This window comes from Dyella caseinilytica (assembly GCF_016865235.1).
GTDB classification, from domain to species: domain Bacteria; phylum Pseudomonadota; class Gammaproteobacteria; order Xanthomonadales; family Rhodanobacteraceae; genus Dyella_B; species Dyella_B caseinilytica.
Genome location: NZ_CP064030.1, coordinates 4004449 through 4022634, shown reverse-complemented (window position 1 = coordinate 4022634; position 18186 = coordinate 4004449). Strand labels below are relative to the sequence as shown.

The 18186-nt window shown below is 61.4% G+C and carries 20 protein-coding genes; 7 read left to right on the top strand and 13 right to left on the bottom strand.

Annotated features, from left to right (window positions below; genetic code table 11):
* Nucleotides 1–71: 71 nt before the first annotated feature.
* Nucleotides 72–1670 carry a glycoside hydrolase family 17 protein gene (locus tag ISN74_RS17735; protein WP_188800479.1) on the top strand — a complete coding sequence of 533 codons (1599 nt, stop codon included), beginning with the start codon at nucleotides 72–74 and terminating at the stop codon, nucleotides 1668–1670.
* Here ISN74_RS17735 and ISN74_RS17730 read toward each other — a convergent pair.
* From ISN74_RS17730 to ISN74_RS17710, 5 genes are all read right to left on the bottom strand, one after another.
* A complete protein-coding gene (locus ISN74_RS17730; RefSeq protein ID WP_188800478.1) occupies nucleotides 1581–2006 on the bottom strand; it encodes a hypothetical protein in 426 nt (141 codons plus the stop codon). The genes ISN74_RS17735 and ISN74_RS17730 overlap by 90 nt on opposite strands.
* A complete protein-coding gene (locus ISN74_RS17725) occupies nucleotides 2003–2782 on the bottom strand; it encodes an endonuclease/exonuclease/phosphatase family protein (RefSeq protein WP_188800477.1) in 780 nt (259 codons plus the stop codon). The genes ISN74_RS17730 and ISN74_RS17725 overlap by 4 nt, the downstream gene beginning before the upstream one ends.
* Nucleotides 2783–2848: 66 nt before the next feature.
* A complete protein-coding gene (locus tag ISN74_RS17720) occupies nucleotides 2849–3511 on the bottom strand; it encodes a thiol:disulfide interchange protein DsbA/DsbL (protein ID WP_188800476.1) in 663 nt (220 codons plus the stop codon).
* A gap of 85 nt (nucleotides 3512–3596) precedes the next feature.
* Nucleotides 3597–4496 (bottom strand): thiol:disulfide interchange protein DsbA/DsbL, encoded by a 900-nt coding sequence (locus ISN74_RS17715; protein ID WP_188800475.1) that lies wholly within the window; start codon nucleotides 4494–4496, stop codon nucleotides 3597–3599.
* Nucleotides 4497–4613: 117 nt separating this feature from the next.
* Complete coding sequence (locus tag ISN74_RS17710) at nucleotides 4614–5438, bottom strand: c-type cytochrome (protein ID WP_188800474.1); 825 nt, start codon at nucleotides 5436–5438, stop codon at nucleotides 4614–4616.
* Nucleotides 5439–5555: 117 nt separating this feature from the next.
* Here ISN74_RS17710 and yihA point away from each other — a divergent pair, with 117 nt between their 5' ends.
* Nucleotides 5556–6212, top strand: a complete 657-nt coding sequence (gene yihA / locus ISN74_RS17705) for a ribosome biogenesis GTP-binding protein YihA/YsxC (RefSeq protein WP_188800473.1) — start codon at nucleotides 5556–5558, stop codon at nucleotides 6210–6212.
* Between the two features lie 14 nt (nucleotides 6213–6226).
* On the opposite strand, the gene ISN74_RS17700 is transcribed toward yihA, so the two are convergent.
* Nucleotides 6227–6724 (bottom strand): GAF domain-containing protein, encoded by a 498-nt coding sequence (locus ISN74_RS17700; protein ID WP_188800472.1) that lies wholly within the window; start codon nucleotides 6722–6724, stop codon nucleotides 6227–6229.
* 79 nt (nucleotides 6725–6803) lie between these two features.
* Here ISN74_RS17700 and ISN74_RS17695 point away from each other — a divergent pair, with 79 nt between their 5' ends.
* From ISN74_RS17695 to ISN74_RS17685, 3 genes are read left to right on the top strand one after another with little or no spacing between them, the layout of a single operon-like run.
* The gene (locus ISN74_RS17695) at nucleotides 6804–7517 is read left to right on the top strand and encodes a TMEM175 family protein (protein WP_188800471.1); all 714 of its coding nucleotides are present in this window, start codon (nucleotides 6804–6806) and stop codon (nucleotides 7515–7517) included.
* Nucleotides 7517–8191 (top strand): dethiobiotin synthase, encoded by a 675-nt coding sequence (gene bioD, locus ISN74_RS17690; RefSeq protein ID WP_188800470.1) that lies wholly within the window; start codon nucleotides 7517–7519, stop codon nucleotides 8189–8191. Before ISN74_RS17695 ends, bioD begins: the two co-directional genes overlap by 1 nt.
* A 35-nt stretch (nucleotides 8192–8226) precedes the next feature.
* Nucleotides 8227–8577, top strand: coding sequence for a hypothetical protein (locus ISN74_RS17685; RefSeq protein ID WP_188800469.1), 351 nt, complete (start codon nucleotides 8227–8229; stop codon nucleotides 8575–8577).
* Between the two features lie 147 nt (nucleotides 8578–8724).
* Here ISN74_RS17685 and ISN74_RS17680 read toward each other — a convergent pair whose 3' ends face one another.
* From ISN74_RS17680 to ISN74_RS17655, 6 genes are all read right to left on the bottom strand, one after another.
* Nucleotides 8725–9627, bottom strand: coding sequence for a polyprenyl synthetase family protein (locus ISN74_RS17680; RefSeq protein ID WP_188800468.1), 903 nt, complete (start codon nucleotides 9625–9627; stop codon nucleotides 8725–8727).
* 150 nt (nucleotides 9628–9777) lie between these two features.
* Nucleotides 9778–11433: a copper resistance D family protein gene (locus ISN74_RS17675; protein ID WP_188800467.1), complete on the bottom strand. Its 1656-nt coding sequence runs from the start codon at nucleotides 11431–11433 to the stop codon at nucleotides 9778–9780.
* Between the two features lie 116 nt (nucleotides 11434–11549).
* The gene (locus ISN74_RS17670) at nucleotides 11550–11921 is read right to left on the bottom strand and encodes a copper resistance CopC family protein (RefSeq protein WP_188800466.1); all 372 of its coding nucleotides are present in this window, start codon (nucleotides 11919–11921) and stop codon (nucleotides 11550–11552) included.
* A gap of 56 nt (nucleotides 11922–11977) precedes the next feature.
* Nucleotides 11978–12703, bottom strand: a complete 726-nt coding sequence (locus ISN74_RS17665) for a phosphorylase family protein (protein WP_188800465.1) — start codon at nucleotides 12701–12703, stop codon at nucleotides 11978–11980.
* Between the two features lie 8 nt (nucleotides 12704–12711).
* The gene (gene shc / locus ISN74_RS17660) at nucleotides 12712–14700 is read right to left on the bottom strand and encodes a squalene--hopene cyclase (RefSeq protein WP_188800464.1); all 1989 of its coding nucleotides are present in this window, start codon (nucleotides 14698–14700) and stop codon (nucleotides 12712–12714) included.
* Nucleotides 14697–15869 (bottom strand): phytoene/squalene synthase family protein, encoded by a 1173-nt coding sequence (locus tag ISN74_RS17655; protein ID WP_188800749.1) that lies wholly within the window; start codon nucleotides 15867–15869, stop codon nucleotides 14697–14699. Before ISN74_RS17655 ends, shc begins: the two co-directional genes overlap by 4 nt.
* 54 nt (nucleotides 15870–15923) lie before the next feature.
* Here ISN74_RS17655 and ISN74_RS17650 point away from each other — a divergent pair, with 54 nt between their 5' ends.
* Together ISN74_RS17650 and hpnA are read left to right on the top strand one after the other, a co-directional pair.
* Nucleotides 15924–16061, top strand: a complete 138-nt coding sequence (locus ISN74_RS17650; protein WP_203546642.1) for a hypothetical protein — start codon at nucleotides 15924–15926, stop codon at nucleotides 16059–16061.
* Between the two features lie 80 nt (nucleotides 16062–16141).
* Complete coding sequence (gene hpnA, locus ISN74_RS17645) at nucleotides 16142–17125, top strand: hopanoid-associated sugar epimerase (protein ID WP_188800463.1); 984 nt, start codon at nucleotides 16142–16144, stop codon at nucleotides 17123–17125.
* 51 nt (nucleotides 17126–17176) lie between these two features.
* Here the strand turns inward: hpnA and ISN74_RS17640 are convergent, their stop codons facing one another.
* Entirely contained in the window at nucleotides 17177–18184 is a 1008-nt protein-coding gene (locus ISN74_RS17640) for a ferritin-like domain-containing protein (protein ID WP_188800462.1), read from the bottom strand.
* Nucleotides 18185–18186: the final 2 nt, after the last annotated feature.

Here is an 18186-nt window from a genome sequence, read left to right as displayed (position 1 = left end):
GAGTGAGAGTATGTGCAACGGGCAGGCTGCTAAGCTTGCGCGTTTCCACCACTCGCACTGATCGAATCCGCATGCTGCCACCGTCCCGAAACGTTGCCCATTACGGACTTGCCTGGCTGGTGCTGGTGCTGGCCACGCTGGCTGGTGCGGCCTGGTGGTGGAACATCGGCCGGGCGGTCACGTTGCCCGACGCGCCGTCGGACCGCATCGCCTGTGTGTCCTATGCACCGTTCCGCAAGCCTGGCGAAACGCCGTACAACTTGCATTTCGTGATGACGCCGGAACGCATCAACGAAGATCTGCGCGCGTTGTCACAACGCTTCGATTGCGTGCGCACCTATTCGCAAAGCAACGGACTCAGCGCCGTACCTGCGATTGCCGCGCGTTACCACATGCAGGTGTTGATGGGCATCTGGCTTGGCGGTGTGGAGAAACTCAACGAGAAAGAAATCGCGACGGGAATCGCGACGGCCAACGCTAATCCTGCGTCGATTCGCGGCATCGTGGTCGGCAACGAAGTGTTGTTGCGCGGCGAACTTTCGCCCAAACGGCTTACCGAATACATCCAGACGGTGCGCGCGGCGACGCCGAAATCGATTCCGGTCACCTATGCCGACGTATGGGAGCGCTGGCTGAAATACCCGCAGATGGCGAACGCCGTGGATTTCGTCACCATCCACATCCTGCCGTATTGGGAAGATAATCCGGTGCAGGCCCCGGATGCCGTGCAGCATGTCGAAGATGTCTACGCGCACATGCAGAAAGTATTTCCGGGTAAGCAGCTGATGATCGGTGAAACCGGTTGGCCGAGCGCGGGGCGTCTGCGTCGTTCAGCCGAGCCCAGCATCGTGGATGAAGCGCTTTATCTGCGCGATTTCCTGCGTTATGCCGCCAACGTCAACATGCCGTACAACGTGATCGAAGCGTTCGACCAGCCGTGGAAGCGTGCGCAGGAAGGCACCGTGGGCGGTTACTGGGGCATCTTCGATTCCAACGCACAACCGAAATTTCCCATGCGCGGACCGGTGACCGAAGAGCCACGCTGGTGGTTAGGTTGGTTGGCGGGCGTGGTATCTGCGCTGGCTTTTGTTGTCGTCGGCAGCTGGGATCGCAAATGGCGAGGCATCAAAGGCTGGCTCGCTTTGCTGCTGGCTGGTTTTGCTGCCGGTACGTCGGCTGCGTGGCAGTGGCGGCAGATGATGTTTGCGTGCACGGCGCCGTGGGAGTGGCTGCTGTCGTCCGTCTGCCTCGTGGGTGGCTTATGCGTGGCGGCGGTGCTGGCGCGTCGTATTGCGGCACACCTGGCTGATCATCACGATCATTCCGAGCCGGCGCGCTGGTGGCGTTTCGGTTCGTTGTTTGCGCTGGTGCTGTACGACATCCTGATGGCGTTCGATGGACGCTATCTGGATTTTCCGATGGGATTGTTCCTGCTGCCGTGCGTCGCGTACGCGGTGTTCGGATTGCTCACGCACGAGCGATCCATGCCTTCGGTGGAGCAGCGTTTCATGGCCTGTGTCGGTCCCCTGCTGGCGATCGCGCCGGTCGTTGCAGAAGTGGGCATGAACAAGGTCGCCTGGCTATGGCTTGGCATGAACCTGGCGATCGCCATCCCGGTGTTGGTGGCGTGGCGGTGCCATGCGGGTTATCTGAAGACGAAGCAGGCGTAGGCAGCCGATCAGCAACGCCAAGGCACCGGCGTAATAGCAATACATGATCACAGCAAACATGCCCAGCGCTGCCGCGAGCCAGGCGATGAGCGGTTTTTTCAGAATCAGCGCCAACGCGGTCACCACGAGTGCGGCAATGCCGAAACCGTAGCTGTTGAAACCGAGCACGATGAACGTGCGTACGCCGCACGACGCAGGCTTGTTGTTGATGTCATCGCACAGATGCGCCAGCACCGGCGGCTCGATGAAGCCATAGCGCAGCCATGCCGTCAGCAGGCCGATCACCACGATGAGCAGCCAGGGCAGCAGGATGGAAATCAGTCGCTTGGGGGTCATCGGTGGGCTTTGGCTGAGGGAGCGGGTAGCTGGATCTCTGCAGCTAGGGCGAGATGATCGGAGAAAGCCTGTGGCAGCGTCCATACTTTTTCAACACGGATTCCCGGCGAAACCAGAATATGGTCGAGCGCGCGCTTTGGCTTCCAGCTGGGAAACGTCAAGACGGGATGTACCGGTGGCTGCAGTTGGCTGCGCTCGAACAGGTGCTGCATTTCGCGGCTGTGCACTTCGGTGTTGAGGTCACCCATCAACACGGCGTGGGGATAATCCTGCAGCACTTCGGCAATAAAGCCGAGCTGCTTCGCGCGTGCCTGCGCGCTCAGCGACAAATGCGCAATCATCACTGCCAGGCCATTGGCATCATCACCGAAGCGCGCCAGCAGGGCGCCACGGCCGGGAATGCGACTGGGCAGGGGGTAATCGATCACTACTTGCGGCTCGATTCGGCAGATCAGGCCATTGGCTGTGTGCGATAGCTGCGCCAGCGGGCGATTGGGCTGGTGGCTCCAGAACGGCATGCCGGAGGTTTCGGCCAGATAGCGTGTCTGGTTGAGGAAGCCCGAGCGCAAGCTGCCCGCGTCGGCTTCCTGCAGGCCAATCACGTCGAATTGACTGAGCAGTTCGGCCAGCTGGTCGAGGTTGTCGAGCTTGCTGCGTCCGGGCAGTACGGCATTGATGCTGCGCGTGACGTATTGCCGATAGCGCTGCACGCTGGCGCCCGCCAGGATGTTGCAGCTCAGCAGGCGCAGCCGGTGCTTGGCGGGGGCGCGGGTCATGGGGGCGAAAGTTACCTGCTTGTGGTGTCGTTCGTGTGAACGACACCACGGGATGCTGGCAGTGAGTTACTTACCTTTTGCGCTCAATTCCTGCTGCACCAGCCACTTGGTGAGGGCGACCAGCTGCGGGAAATCCTTGATGTTGTTGCTGCGGTACTTGCCGTCGACCACGATGGTCGGCGTGCCGTCCACGCCCCAGGACTGGATCAACGCGAGATCCTTCTTGATCTGCGCATCGGTTTCGGGGGAGTTGAAGGCCTTCATGAAATCATCTTTGTTCACGCCTTCACCGGCATAGAAGTTGGCGATTTCGTCCGGTGAATTGATCGGATATTGATCAAGGAATTTCTTCTGGAACAGCACGTCGTGAGTCTTTTCGAGCACGCCAAGTTTCTTCGCGGCGTAGTAAGCGCGGGCGAATGGTACCCAGCTGTCGTTGAAGGGTGCCGGCACCAGCTTGAATTCCACGCCCGGCGGCAGATCCTTGCGCAACTGGTCGGCGTAAGGCGAGAACTCGGCGCAATGGATGCAAGCGTAGGAGAACACTTCCACCACTTCGATCTTGCCGCTGCTGCTGTCGCGCTGGTATGGCGCGGGCAAGGTCACGTATTCGTTGCCGTCGGTAAACGGAGGTTTGGCGGATGTGTCGGCGCCGGCGGCGCTGCAGGCGCTGGTGAGTACCAGGCCGCAAAGCAGGGTGGTCAAACGGAATCGGGCGGTCTTGAACATGGTTCTCTGCCTGTCGGCGGCGCTCTTGCCGCCATGAGTGCGTCAAAGCGAAAACGCCCGGCGAACCGGGCGCTGATCTATCGGATTACTTCCCGGCGGCTTCCTTGGCGACGAGCCACTTGGCCAGCTCGATCGACTGTGGATAACCACCTGCAGCGCCTGGCGTGAAGCGGTACTTGCCATTGACGATGATGGTCGGAGTGCCGTCGACTTGATACGCCTTCACCATGTCATCAGCGCGCTTCATCTGCGTATTGATGCTGAAGGAGTTGGCCACGGCCACGAATTCCTTCGGGTCCACGCCGTACTTGGCGTAGAACTTGGCCACGTCATCGATCGTGGGCCAGGCGGACTGCGGCTTCGGACGGCCGGTGGTCAGGTCATCGGAAGCCAGTTCGCCGGATTTCCACACCGCGTCGAACATCGCATCCTGGGTTTTCTCAGCCACGCCCAGCGCCTTGGCGGCGAAATAAGCACGCTGGAACAGCGGGAAGTTTTCGTCCGGGCGGAACGACACGGGCAGATAGGTCATCACGGCATTTGCCGGCAGGCTCTGGGCCAATTGGTCGGCGGTGGTGTGGAAGGCATTGCAGGCCGGGCAGGCGTACGAGAACGCTTCGGTCACCACGATCTTGTCCGGATCGCTGGTGGGCTGCGCCGGATCGATCGTGAAGTAATTCTTGCCCTCGACCCACTTGCCGTCATCCACGAACGGGGTGGCGGGGGCTGCCGGCTTCTGGGCGGCCGTGGTGCTGGCCGACGCCGGCGTGGCTGCCGTGCTGGCGCTGGCGGCTGCGGTGGAGGCGGTGGCAGGTGCTGCCGGAGCGGTGCTGGCCGGGGCGGGCTTCGCGGCAGAGGCCGGGGCAGCGGGGGCCGAGGTCTGCGCGGGGGCCGGTGACGGAGCCGCGCTGTTGTCGGAGCCGTTGTGGCTGCACGCACTGAGCGCGAGCAGGGCGGTACAGAGGAAAGTCAGTCGCTTCAGCATGGCTGGACTCGGGATGGGGAAAGCGGGAGGGTTAGGGATGCTCTGGCCCATTCTACGCAGGCGTCATGCCGCCTGCGTAGCGTTGAGCATCCTTAAGACAACATGGCCGGCCGGAAGTTACGGCGATGCGGACACAGAGGCGCTATTGTCGACCACATGCAGGCCTTCGATATAGCTGGCCAGTGCGGTGATGTCCTGCGGGTCAAGATTCTTGGCGATCGTCGGCATGATTTGCGCGTGCGCCTCGTTGCCCCAGGTGACCCCATCGTGGAAATCTTTGAGCTTGGCTTCGATGTATTGCGCATGCTGACTGGTCAGCTGCGGATACATGGCGCCCGGGTTGCCGCGACCGTCGATACTATGACAGGCCATGCAGGCGGGGATGCCGCGCGTGGGATCACCTTCGCGATACAGCTTCTGGCCCTGATCGACCAGCGCCTGATCGGCCACGCCCGGCAGCGAACGCTTGCTGGCGAAGTAGGCGCCGATGTCATGCATGTCCTGGTCGGACAGTGGCGCGGCCATGCCCGTCATGATCGGATTCTGGCGGGAGCCTGACTTGAAGTTGTGCAACTGGTGCGCGATGTACATCTCGTGCTGGCCAGCCAGTTTTGGATACTGTGGATCGGTGGAGTTGCCATCCGCGCCGTGGCAGGCACCGCAGGCGGCAGCCTTGGCCTGACCGGCGGTGGCATCACCCGGTTTGGCCGAAGCCATGTCGTTATCGCTGGTAGCCCCGGGCGCGGCTGCAGGCGTAGCAGCGGTCGGAGCGCTGCTGGCGGCAGCGGGTTTGGCAGTGCTGGAGGCGGCGGCCGCAGCAGGCGCTTTGGGCGCTGTCTGGGCTTTGGTGTTCTGCGCAAGAACCACGCCGGTGGAGAGAGCAAGAACCAGGGCGACTGCATTCACGACAGCGGGCCGAGTACCGGCGAGCCGAAAACTCATACACTTGCCTCCAGGAAATACTGCTATTTCGATGTACGGTGCGCACCCTCAGCGTACCGTGACTGGCAGAACCTTGAGATTATCCCCACGCCATCTTAGCCGGTCAAACAACGACACATGAGTTCGAACCCACTGCAAGGCGCACAATTTGTGCTCGCCGCCCACCGCATCAATCAGTTGCCTGCTGACGAGGGAGCGGAAGTCGCGTTCGCAGGACGCTCCAACGCGGGCAAGTCCAGCGCATTGAACGCGCTGACTGGCCATCGAGGCCTGGCGCGTACGTCCAAGACGCCAGGACGCACGCAGCAGATGGTGGCGTTCTCGCTGCCGCCGATCGTGCATGGCGAAGCGCTGCCGGCGCTGGAAGCGCGACTGATCGATCTCCCTGGCTACGGCTATGCGAAAGTGCCCGAAGCCCTGCGCGAGCACTGGCGACGCGAGATCGACCGCTATCTGCATGAGCGTCGCAGTCTTCGCGGCGTGGTGCTGATTGTAGATATCCGCCATCCCTTGAAAGAATTCGACCGGATGATGCTCGACTTCTGCCTCAGGACCGAGCTTGCCTGCCACGTGTTGCTGACGAAAGCGGACAAATTGTCGCGGAACCAGGCCAGCCAGGCGCTTGCGGCACTGCGCAAGGAGCTGCCGGTGGGGACGCCGGCGACGGTGCAGGTCTTTTCTTCCGCCGCCGGGACAGGTGTGGAAGAAGCACGCAGCGCCGTGATGCAACTGCTGGAAGGCAATGTGAGGACGAAAAGTCTGGCCGAGCGGTAGCGCTGCGGTGGGACTCAGGTGCGCAGGTTCGCAGCCCGCATAAACACGTCGCACAGCGCTTCCATGCCGGCACGGTCCTCGTCATCGAAACGGGCGACCGACGGGCTGTCGACATCCCATACGCCCAGCAGGCTGCTATCGGCCTTGACCAGCGGCACGACGATCTCCGATTGAGATGCCGCGTCGCAGGCGATGTGGCCATCGAAGCTGTGCACGTCGCGCACGACCTGGGTTTCACGGGTTTGCGCTGCAGTGCCGCATACACCCTTGCCGAGCGCGATGCGGATGCAGGCCGGCTTGCCCTGGAACGGGCCCACGACCAGTTCGGTGCCGTCATACAGATAGAACCCTGCCCAGTTCAGATCGGGCAGGCTATGGAACACCAGTGCGGAAAAGTTTGCCGCGTTGGCGATCAGGTCCGGTTCCCCGGCCAGCATGCCTTCGGCTTGCAGGATCAGGTCGGCGTAAAGCTCGCGCTTGCTGCTGGCGGAGCCGGTCTTGATCTCGAACATGGCGGACAATCCGATTTCTGAAAGCGAGTGTCCTAAAATGGGACGTCCAGTGCCTTGGCACAAGGGGAGTTTGCAAATCATGAGCGAGCGGGACGATTCCACGCACGCCGGGCGAGTTGAGGCTCACCGGCTGGACGGTTTTATCGATGCAGCGTTTGCCTTTGCCGTAAGCGTGCTGGCGATTGCCGGCGCGGAAGTGCCGCACAGCTTGCATGACCTGATACTGGCGCTGGACCGGATTCCGGGATTTGCCTGCAGCTTTGCCACCCTGATGATGTTCTGGCATCGGCATGTGCGCTGGCGCGATCGCTTCCGCTTGCATGATGGCACCGCTATCGTGCTCAGTTTGATGCTGGTGTTCTTTGCACTGATTTTCGTCTATCCGCTGAACATGCTGTTCCAAGCGATGTTCAGTTCCTTCCATGACGCCTACACGCACACGACCTTGCCGAACGAACCGGAAATTGGCAGCGTGCACGAACTGAAGGCTCTCTTTATCTGCTACGCATTAGCCTATGCATGCATGGCCGGTTCGCTGGCTATGCTATATCGCCATAGCTTGAGACATGCGTCGTCAATATCCGCAAGGCTGCGCATCGAAGCGCAAGAGACGTACTACATACAATGCGGCTCGATGGCGGTGGCCATCCTTTCGTTGCTGATCACCCTGATGATGCCGAATATCAACAGCGCCCTTTGGAATTCGCTGCCCGGGATGGTTTATGTTTTGCTGACACTCGTGTACAGCGTGGCTGGTCGCTGGTCGAGACGCGCCTTGCTGCAGGTAACCTGATGTCTGCTTTGTTTATTGCTGGAACCGATACCGGTATCGGAAAAACGCATTCGGCCTGCGCCTTGATTCACGCGCTGCGCGCAACAGGGCGCAGCGTTTGCGGCATGAAGCCGGTCGCCAGCGGTTGCATGGAAACGGCAGATGGCTTGCGCAACGAAGACGCCATCGCGCTGTTGGAGGCAACCGGTTCGCCGGTGCCTTCTTACGAAACCGTCAATCCGCTCGCCTTGCGCGAACCACTGTCGCCACACCTGGCTGCTGCGCACGAAGGCGTAACGATCACGCTGCCGCGGCTGCGTGCAGCGTTCGACGTCTTGCGCGCGCGCTATGACACGGTTGTGGTCGAAGGCGTGGGTGGTTGGCGTGTGCCGCTAGCGCCAAGCTTGTTCGCTTCGGACATTGCCAAGTCCTGGCATTTGCCGGTGGTGCTGGTGGTGGGGCTTCGTCTTGGTTGCCTCAGCCATGCTTTGCTTACGGCAGAGGCGGTAGTGGCAGATGGCTGCAAGCTGATCGGCTGGATTGGGAATCGCATCGACCCGCAGATGGCAGCCGTAGAGGAGAATATCCAGACGCTGCGCACGCTGCTGCCTGCACCGTGCCTCGGTATCCTGCCGCATGACGTGGCGCCCGAGTCAGCGGCAGGTTTGATCGACATCGCAGCCATGGCGTTTTGAGCAACAGGAACAGGTCAGCCACAAAGGGAGTCTTTATGACCAATCGCAGCCGGTATTACATGCAGATCAACGACCTTGCAAACGCGCATGGTCCGAATGAGACACTAAGCTATGCGGGCGCCGGCCCGAACGATTTCGCCGCGGCGCTGCAGGAGGCGTTGCGTAGCCCGCTGTTGTTCCAGCGCTGGCGCGCCATGCAGCCTGATCCGGATGAGGTCGATGAGCGGCTTGGTGTGACCGATCAGTTGGCTAGCGTCAGCGCCAAGTTGGCAGACCTGCATACCGACGTTGAAGTCGCCACGGATTTGCCGATGAGCATCCTGCGTCAGCGATTGAACTGGTTGATTGGCGCAAATTGGCAATTGCACGATGTGCGACCGGCTTGAGCGGACACTTCTCAGCACGGGCCCACGCCGTCATTCCCGCTTTCGTGGGAATGACGACGGTGAGTGCAGGCTGTTACGTGTGCGGATAAACAAAAGGCCCCCTGCGTGCATGGGGGCCTTTCGCCTTTAACGGTATTCGCTATGTGCTTAGTGATCGCGCTGCTGAATATGATCAGCCAGCCACAGCAGCGGTTCGGCATGGCCAGCAATGCCGCGCGCAGCGTTGCGCGCTTCGTCAAACAAAGCATGCGCGCGCTGTTGTGCTTGTTCCAAACCAAGCAAGGACGGGAACGTGGACTTGTGCTGTGCCAGATCCTTGCCGGCGGTCTTGCCGAGCGTGGCGGTATCGGCAATCTGATCCAGCACGTCATCCTGGATCTGGAATGCGAGGCCGATGCAACGGCCATAGTGTTCGAGTCCCTTGCGCGTCGCTTCCGTTGCGTTTGCAGCAATGGCCGCCAGCTGACATGTCACAAGAATCAACGCGCCGGTCTTGCGCGCGTGCAGTGATTCCAGTTGCGGCAGGGTCAGGGTGAGATTTTCGGACGCCATGTCCACCGCCTGACCGCCGACCATGCCGAGTGAACCGGAAGCATGGGCGAGGGCGCGAATCATCTGTACCTTCTGCGCGTCGTCGAGTGCATCGCTTGTAGCCAGCACTTCGAAAGCGGAGGTCTGCAAGGTATCGCCAACCAGGATTGCGGTGGCTTCGTCGTAGGCCTTGTGCACCGTGGGACGGCCGCGACGCAGGTCGTCGTTGTCCATGCCCGGCAGATCGTCATGCACCAATGAATAGGCGTGGATCAGCTCGACGGAACATGCCGCTGCATCGAGCTGTTCCGGTGTGACCCCCAGCGTTTCGCCTGCGGCATACACCATCAGGGCGCGCAGATGCTTACCGCCTTCGCAGGCGTAGCGAATCGCTTCATGCAGCCGCGCAGGATCGGTGGAGGCTGGCGGAAGTACGGCATCCGTCGTGCGCTCCAGCCGTTGCAGGTAGGCGGGGACGCGGCTATCGAAGGCGGAAGCCTTGGGGGAGGTCGAGCTCATGCAGGATCCGGACAGAGTGCAGGAATCGGGCGATTTTAACATCGCGGCGTGAGCGCCGCCCGTGTGCGTCCGCGATTTCCTGTCTCCGAAAAGGCGAAGGGGCGAGCAAAGCGGGTGTTTTGGCTCGCCCCTTCATGTCTTGCGGGTTGCTCAGGCTTCGCGATACCAGAGCAGGATCACGCCAACCAGCATGAAGCACATCGGCCAGACCCAGCCCGCGATGCGGCCACCGCGCCCGGGCAGGCGCAATTCCAGCCAGCGCGCCCAGCCCGCTGCTACGCCTGCCAGAGCAAGCGGCGTGTGCGTCAGTTCGATCAGCATCTGATCCTTCACGTTGGAAATCTGATGGCTGTGGGTCAGCAACATGGCGCCGCCCACCGAGACCAGCAGCGGAAAGACCAGTGCCGCTTTCGGACTGCGCAGATGTCCGGTACGCACCGCCCATTCAAAGACGCCGAACAGGATGATCAGCGCCACGAAGAAGCGATGTTGCGCGACTTCCACGTCACGCCAGGCGATCCAGAATCCTTCGCTGCCCATGGGCCATACTTCGGGATCGGACCGCACGAGCAGGAACCCGGCCATCAGCAGGAACAGTAGTGGCCAGTGTTTGAGCCATCCGACGCCAGCGCGATTGAGCAAGGCAAGGAAACCGATCAGCAGCACAAAGATGCCGGCCCAGTGATGGTTGTACTCCGACCAGGCAATGTCATCGGCATTGCGCGGCGGCAGAATGCCTGAGCCCGGCACGTTGGCCTGCGCTGCAACCTGGCCGCGCTGCTGGGCTTCCTTGTCCAACTGCGACTGCATTTCCGAAATCGCGAGCTGGTCGTGATCGGGCGAGGTGAGGCGTGGCCACGCTGGGGCATTGCGTACGGCAATCTCGTGCAACGTCACGCGATCGGTGGTCAGGTCGACCGCTGGCGGCACCGAGGTCAGCGATGCGGCGGCGAAGAAAATGGTAAAGCCGATGCCGATTTCCACTTCGGCGAACCGGCGCAGGCGGATCACCGACGTATCCTGGTTCTTGCGCAGCCGCTCGGTCACCATCAGGTTGCCTGCGCCCAGCGCCAGCAGTGCGAGGAACATCGCGATCTTCGCGCCGACCATCACGCCATAGGCCGTGCCGTAGAAACCCTGCATGCTGCCGATGTAATACAGGCTCATCACCGCGCCGGAAATCACGATGCTGGTCACGCCGATCATCGACATGCGCGAGAAGCGCGCGCCCACCAGGCGCCAGCCGTTGGCGTCATGTAGGCGGCCCAACGCCAGTACAAAGCACGGAATGGCACCAACCCAGATGGCCGCACCGAATTGATGCAGGCCTTCCACGAGCAGCAGTAATACGTTGTCGCTCAATCGTGCGTAAGCGTGCGTGGTAAACGTGGCAGCCGTCAGTTCGGCCGCGCCGAGCAATAGCAACAGCACAGCAGAAAGTGGACGGGATGCGATGCGTGCGCTCAGGCAAGGAATCAGCAGGATCGCGCAGAGGATCTTCACCGTGCCGGCCATCGCGAACGGTGCCTGCATGACATCGAAGAAGCCGAGATCGACCGTGGACATCACCACGGCGACCTGCAGTCCGACACCTGCCAGCTCAGCGATGACCAGTCCGATCGCGCTATAGATGGTCAGGCGCGTGATGCGCCGTTCCAGATCGGCGCCTTGTTCGAGCATGTGCGCAAACGGGCGTGCCAGGAACACCAGAAACAAGATGCCGCCTAGCGTCATCGACTGCGCGACGATGGTTAAACCGTGCAGGATGATGCTGAGGTAGCCGAAGATGTCGACGAGAAGTTCCACAGGGAATCGCTCAGGCAGAGAAAGACTGGATGTTCGTTAGCGTGTCATGCCGGCGAAGGCCAGCATGACGGCACTGCAAGATGGGCGATAGCGGCAATCTTGCAGTGCTATGGATGTTACGGCTTGGCCACCACCGTAAACGGCACATCACCACGGGTGATGTGGCCATCGAGCGCCAACGCCTGCCAGCGGATGGTGTACGTGCCCGGTGCAAGGTCAGCACTGGTATCCAGTTCATTCGGCTTGCTGCTGTTGGTGGCGATGGTCAGCACGGTTTCGCTGTTATCAGCCTTGACCAGGGTGATGCGCGAGCGATGCTGGTCGATCTTGCTGTTGTATTTGAACGCCATGTCGGCATGGCCGGCGGCCAGCGTGCCATTGGGCTTGGGCGTGCTGTCGACGAGGATCGCATGAGCCGAGGCGGACATGCTGGCCACGGTACAAGCCGCGGCAACCAGGAACGTTCCAAAATGACGACGCAGGGACATCAGCTTGTTCTCCAGTAGGGCATTGCCGTGATCACGGCGAGATAAAAAGAGGTGATTTAAGGTGGCCACGCTAGCGCAGGACCGGTCGCTTCGGCGGCTGCTCGAAGAGCCTGGGTAGCGCGTTGCATGCGTGAGTATAGTCGGGGCAGGTCGGCCAGTACCGAGGGATCGCGACAGAGCGCGGCGATCAGTCGGAGCGTGCGGGGGCGTCCCCAGGCGTCGATGCTGTTGTTCAAAGCGGCCGGGATGGTATCGCCGGCTTCGTCGACGATGGCGCGCAGGACCACGAAGGGCAACTTGCGCTCATAAGCGGCTTCGGCCACCGCGGCACTTTCCATGTCGACAGCCAACGCAGCAAAACGATCATAGGCGGCCGTCTTGTCGGTCGTGGTCAGCAATGGCGTCTGCACGCTGAGCAAGGAGCCGTTCGTATAGAGCGGCCGCTGCGTCAGCGCCAACTGCTGATGCAGGCGTGCATGCCATGCGCTGTCCACGGCGTAGGTATGGTCGGTTTCATCGAGGATGCGCTCGGGGCAACAGAGCGAGCCGCTGCGTAGGCATTCGTCCAGTGCGCCTGCGACACCAAATACGGCCAGGGCAGTAGCGCCGGCATCGGCCAGGGCGTGCGCGGCGCGGCGCGCGGCAGCCGGTCCCATGCCGCTGAGGCACAGCGCGGAGCCATCCGCGAGTGGCGTGATGCTATCGGGTTGCGTGCTCCGCGGTGTCAGCGCCTTGGCTTCCGACGCCAGCGCCACGACGACGCCGACTGAGCGGATAGCCATGGGCTTGCTCAAGCGGCGGCCGACTGCAGCAGTTGTCGATAACGGCTGAGCGCCCACAACGGGAAGTACGCGGTATAGCCGTGGTACTTGAGGTAGTACACGCGCGGGAAACCGGGGGCGTTGTGCGACGGGTGATACCACAGCCCTTCGAGCGCGCCGCTCGCTTGCTGATCCGCGACCAGGAAGGCGATGCCGCGCTTGACTGAATCCGAATGCACGTCGCCAAAGGCAAGCTGCGCGAGAAGCGCCCACGCCGTGGTCTGCGGCGTGCTTATGCCATGGTTGGTACCACGCAGTGCTGCATCGATATAGCTGTTGTTGGTTTCGCCCCAGCCGCCGTCGGCGTGCTGGCGCGAGCGCAGCCATTCGATCGCCTTGCGGATATACGGCTGGCGCGGATCTTCCCCGGCCAGCGCAAGGCCAGCGAGTACGCTCCACGTGCCATAGATGTAGTTGCTGCCCCAGCGGCCCCACCAGCTACCATCTTCCAGCTGGGTCGAACGCAGATAATCGACAGCGCGGCGCAGGCTTTCCTGATCCTGTGGCCGTGCGAGCACGCCAAGGCAGGCGACCACGCGGCCGGACACGTCCTCGGTGGGCGGATCGAGCAGTGCGCCATGATCGGCAAACGGTATTGCGTTGAGGTGGTAATGCGTGTTGTTGGCGTCGAACGCGGCGAAACCGCCGTTCTTCGACTGCAGGCCGATCATCCAGTCGACAGCACGATTAATGTTGACGCGATGGCGCCCGGATTCACCGCGGCGGCGATCCTGGATATGCAACAGGGCCGCGACCACGGCTGTGTCATCGATATCGGGATAATAGGCATTGTTGTACTGGAAGGCCCAGCCACCTGGGGCCAGATCCGGCGCCTGAGCGATCCAGTCACCCTTCACTTCAAGTTCTTGCTTGGAAGTCAGCCAGTCGGAGGCTTTGGCGATGGCGTCCTGCGTGCCGGCATCCTCGCTGGTGTGCATCAAGGTCAATGCGCTCCAGACGGTATCCCAGATCGGCGACACACAGGGCTGGCAATACGCCGAGCCGTCAGCGCGATGTACCACCAGTTTCTGGATCGAGCGCAGGCAAGTTTGGCGGACCGGATGATCTTTGGGATAACCCAGCGCCTTCATCACTTCCAGGCAGTTGACCATCGGCGGGAAAATCGCACCGATGCCGTCTTCGCCATTCATGCGCGGAAGGAACCAGGCAACTGCCTTGTCGATCGCGCGCTGGCGCAGCTTCTTCGGAATAAACGGATCGATAAAGCGACCGATCTTGTCCAGCATCAGGAAGGTGCGATTGAGCAGGCCACCGCGAATGAAGTAGTTGTGTTCCTGTTCGGGTGGCGTCACGAACAATTCGCGGACGTTGATCTTGCGCGGATTGGCCGCCTTGGCCTTGAGCGAGCACAGGATGGTCAACGGCACCGTCGTGGTACGCGCCCAGTACGACATCTTCTCGATGTGGAACGGGAACCAGCGCGGCAGCAGCATGATTTCGACCGGCACGTATGGCGTTGCGCGCCACGGCACCTGTTCGAACAGCGCCAGCAGAATGCGCGTGAACACATTGGCGTGGGCCGCGCCACCGAGCGCAAGAATGGCCTTGCGCGCCATGCGCATGTGCTCGGCTTCGGGATCGTCACCGGCAGCCTTGAGTGCGAAATACGCCTTGACCGTACACGAAAGGTCGATGTCGCCTTCGTAGTACTGTGACCAGCCGCCGTGTGTATTCTTTACCTGCGTGTCGCGCAGGTAGCGCGCCATCTTCTCCTGCAGCACATCGTCGATGTCATCCATGAAGTGCATCATCAGGATGTATTCGGCGGTGATGGTGCAGTCCGACTCCAGCTCGAAGCACCAATGACCGTCCTGATGCTGACGTGACAGCAGGGCAGCGCGACCGCGTTCGATCGCTTGGTCCAGACCGTTGGTTTCAGCGGACTGAAATGCGTCGTTGGCGGTTGCCCTGGTGGAGAAGCGGGTCGATGAACTCATCGGTGTTGCACTTCCTGCACATCGGCTGTTTCACGCCATGTGGCAGCATCGGCGATATGCGGGATCGATCGTTTCGGCCATGTGCGTGCGGGCGTGGACGGTTCGCTCCATTCGGCGGTCAACGGGGTGTACGGCAACCCACGCGCGGTGGTCGCAAACAGCCAGCGCAATGCGAGGTTGGACTTGCCGAACAACCGGGTGAACAGAATGGTGCGCGCGACGGCATTGCGCGAAATCTTGATCTGCGTGCCCGCAGAGAAATCGAGATTGTTCTTGAGATTGCGCAGGGTCAGCAGGGCCATGCCGATCGCCCAGAGGCAAAAGCGACGGACGCCAGCGTGCCGCGCCGGAATCAGCAAGGTGTAATCCAACGCCTGGCGCAGATGCGCATGCGCAATGCCAACCAGCTCGGACATGGTGGCGGCATAGCCGGCGTTCTGTTTGCCGGACTTCAAGTCGATCAGCTTGATGCCGTGACGCGCGAACATGTCCTGCGGCAGCCAGCAGGCACCGCGGGTGCGGTCTTCCCATTGGTCTTTGAGGATATTCGTCATCTGCAAACCCTGTCCGAAGGACACGGCCAGGCGCAGCATGGTGTTGCGATGCGGCGTCAGCGCGGGTTCGAAATCGACGAACAGCTCGGTCAGCATTTCGCCGACTACGCCGGCGACGCAATAGCAATAGCGGTCCAGATCGTGCAGCGTGGGCAGGCCATGCAGGCCGGCCTTGCGCTGGAACTCATGCATGCCGTGCGACATGATCTTCAGACACTTCACGATCGATGTCTGCTGCGCCGGTTGCAGGCTGCGTGTGACTTCCAGCACCAGCGGCAGTTGCTGCATCAGGTCGCGCTCGGCTTCGAGCGTTTCGTTCGAGAGCAGGGGCGCGACTTCGTCGGCGACTTCTTGCGCATCGGCGTCGCCGGTCACGGCGTCGACGAAGGCGTTCTCGAAGGAGCGTTTCTGCTCGGCCGACAGCGCCGGCTCATCCTCGATGGTGTCGGCGATGCGACAAAGCAGGTAAGCGTTCGCCACCGCGCGGCGCAGCTCCGGCGGGAGCTGCGGAATGGTCAGCGCAAAAGTCCGGGACACCTTCGGCAGGATGGCATCCTGATAGGTGTTGGCCTTGTCGCTTCCAGCAGTGGCGGTGGCATTGTTGAATTCGATCATTGGCACGCCTCAATCCGTGCAATTATGACACACCGATACGGATACGAATCCGGAATGCCGGCACTGATTGACGTTCCCGTGGTCCCCATGGACGTCGAGGATGGTTGCACACGCTGGCTGGCTGGGGGCTGGCTGGGTGAGGTGGGCATGGCCAATATGCTGAATGAGCAGGCGGTTTTCGTCCATAATTGAATGATGACACTCCGAACTTTCCTGAAGTTGCCGGTTATTTCCCTATCTTTGTCGTCTGTCACACGCCCGGTAGCTAAGCCGTGAGGGCGCTGGTTACCGGTGCCACCGGCTTCGTGGGTTCGGCCGTGGCCCGTCATCTGTTGCGCAATGGCCACAAGGTGCGTGTGCTGGCTCGTCCTGGCTCCGACCGGCGCAATTTGCAGGGGCTCGATGTGGAGGTCGCCGAAGGGGATTTGACCAAGGCCGCGTCCCTGTTGCCCGCTTGTGACGGCTGCGACGCACTGTTCCACGTGGCCGCCGATTATCGCCTGTGGGCGCCGGATCCGGCGGAATTGTATCGCGCCAATGTCGAGGGCACACGCTCGATCCTGGAAGCTGCACGAAAGGTTGGCGTGCCTCGCATTATCTACACCAGCAGCGTCGCTACGCTGGGCATTCCCAAAGATGGCACGCCAGGGAGTGAGAGCACCCCGGTGTCGGTCGATGACATGATCGGCCACTACAAGCGCTCCAAGTTCCTCGCTGAGGAAGTGGCCCGGCAGTTCGCGGCGGAGGGTGTGCCGATTGTCATCGTGAACCCTTCCACGCCCATCGGTCCACACGATATCAAGCCCACGCCGACCGGCCGTGTGGTGCGTGATGCGATGATGGGAAAGGTGCCTGCGTATGTGGATACGGGTCTGAACATCGTGCACGTGGATGACGTGGCGCATGGACACTGGCTCGCATTCGAGCGGGGCGTGATCGGCGAGCGTTACATTCTTGGCGGCTTCGACATGAGCCTGCGTGAGGTGCTCACCGAAATCGCCGGCATCGTGGGGCGTTCACCACCCAAGGTGCGTTTGCCGCACGGGGTGGTGATGCCGATTGCTTACGTGTCGGAAGCCTGGGCGCGTCTTACCGGGATGAATCCGATCGCCACGGTGGAAGAAGTGCGCATGTCGAAGAAGCGCATGTTTTTCACCAGCGCGAAAGCGCAGCGCGAGCTGGGCTACACGGCGCGGCCTGCACGTGTGGCGCTGGAAGATGCCGTGAAGTGGTTTCAGGCGCAGCGGCGTCTATAACTTCGCGCCGTCATCCCTGCGAAAGCGGGAATGACGGCCTTCGGCGTTGCCTTACTTGGCCTTCTTGCGCCGCTCAAAGAACTTCAACACCGGCAGCGCGCACTTCACCATGAAGGGCATGGTGGTTGGCCGCAGCAGGCGCTGATCGTAGCCAGCGAAACGGCGATCGTTTTCGCGCAGGCAGCATGCCATCAGCTCGGCCACGCTCAGATCCTGCTCCGTCACCGACTGTGCACCGTTGACGGTGAAGTTGTTGTCCTGCTGGTGCTCGTTGCCTTCGGCGTCCAGGCTCTTGGCCAGGTCCATGCGCTCCATGCCGAGGAAGCACCACACGCGGAACACCTTCCACTCGAACGCGATGCGCTGGAAGATGTTGAGATTGGCGCGATGCCAGGCGACCCAGTTGGCGAACAGCAGAATGTGCCGGCATTCCTCCTGCATCACTGGCTCGAAGGTATCGATCAGCTCGGCCGGAAACAGACCCGAGTCATGCGCTACCTTGAATAGTCCAAAGGCGAAGAAGCTGTCGATGCATTCGCTATAGCCCGTTACCAAATAGGCCCATTCCGGATCTTTCGGGTATTCGTAAGCCGGCTCCGGCACCAGTGGAATGTTGTAGTGCTGCACCATCTTGGACAGCACTTCTTTGTGGCGGTTTTCTTCCCAGGCGTTTTGCGCCAGGGCGTTACGCATCTCCGGATCGGTGATCGTGCGTGCATAGGCAGCCATGCGCAGGCGCGCCTTGCCTTCGGTCTGCACGGCGATGTCCCAGATCGGCAGCGAGGTGATGCGATGCAGAGCAGCTTCATCCAGCGTCGGCCACTTCAACACCGACGGACGATAAGGATTGAACGTCTCCTCGAACATCCGGCACATCATCTGCTTGTGTTCGTCGGAGCCATATTTGATGCGCTTGCCCTGATCCTTGCGCGACCAATGACGCGTGCGTGCTTCGGACGCAGCGATGGTGGCTTCATCCGGCTCACCGGTCGGCAGCACCGGCTCGTGGTAACCGGGCACCAGGGATTCGGTATCGAAGGCCTCGTGTTGAAGCGTCATGA